Origin of the sequence: Methylobacterium sp. J-030 (assembly GCF_022829545.1) — a bacterium.
Classification (GTDB): domain Bacteria; phylum Pseudomonadota; class Alphaproteobacteria; order Rhizobiales; family Beijerinckiaceae; genus Methylobacterium.
Genome location: NZ_JAKSYM010000083.1, coordinates 1 through 972, shown reverse-complemented (window position 1 = coordinate 972; position 972 = coordinate 1). Strand labels below are relative to the sequence as shown.

The 972-nt window shown below is 60.1% G+C and carries 1 pseudogene; it reads right to left on the bottom strand.

What is annotated here, in order from left to right:
- Nucleotides 1–406: 406 nt before the first annotated feature.
- A pseudogene (locus MKK75_RS04840) lies at nt 407–972 on the bottom strand (GntR family transcriptional regulator); the annotation flags it as partial.

The window sequence follows — 972 nt, the reverse complement described above, 5'->3', positions numbered from 1 at the left end:
ATCAGTTCTTGCCTGACAGCGCGCGGCAGAACCGATCGACATTTCTGATAGATTCTGTTAATTAATAGTTTATTCCCCTAATAATCGTTCAGAATTGTAGTGATCAGTTCTAAACAGCCTTCAAATCTCGTCATATGACTGATTTTTGACGTGTTGCGCGAGAAAACAACCCTTAATTGTACCCTAAATGGTGGGGATGGCGTTCGATACCTCGTCATTTAGAATTCCATCATTTGATAATTTTCGGACTTCTTGCACAGGTTGGATCACGCAATCCGAGGAAAGGCGACGTCTACCTATATCCACGTGGCAAAATCCTCTGATCCGCCGCCTTGCCGCAAGGGCATAGGGCAGCACAAAGAATAGCTCTCGGCATTCATCCGCTCTGCCGAACAGCCGCAGACGCTCACCGCATGGCTCGGCCGCCTCCACCGCCCGCGCGGATTCTCGCGCTGCCTGATCGGTCGAGGTCGACCGCCGCTCGTCGGCAGCCCTTCTTGGGTCCCGTTTTCCCCGATTCTCCCAGATCTAGAACCTGAGTATGCGTGGTGGTCGCGGATTTGACCCCTCCCCCTGATGGCAGCGTGCGCCGCGCCAGCCGCAGCCAGGCGGTCCATTCCCGGCTGGTGATGCGGACCTCATTGGTGTCATTCCGCCAGCCCGTGATCTGCCGCTCCTCGACGGTGAGCAGGCCGAACCGCGCGGCCTCGCGGATCGCATTCTTGACGGTCGTGCGGGACACGCCGGTCACGGCCGCCAGGTTTTCGTTCGGCAGCCGGCAATCACTGCTACGGGCTACCTCGGCTGCAACCAAGGCCAGAACGGCGACCTCTGCCTGCGTGAACCGGGCGGCGATACCCGGCGGCAGGCGGCCAGAGGCAGCCCAGCGGCGGCGGCGCTCCATGCCGGCGTCCGTGCGTGGCCGGTAGCCGGCGCCGGGCGTCCTGAACGTCGCTGATGCGGTTTGGGCCT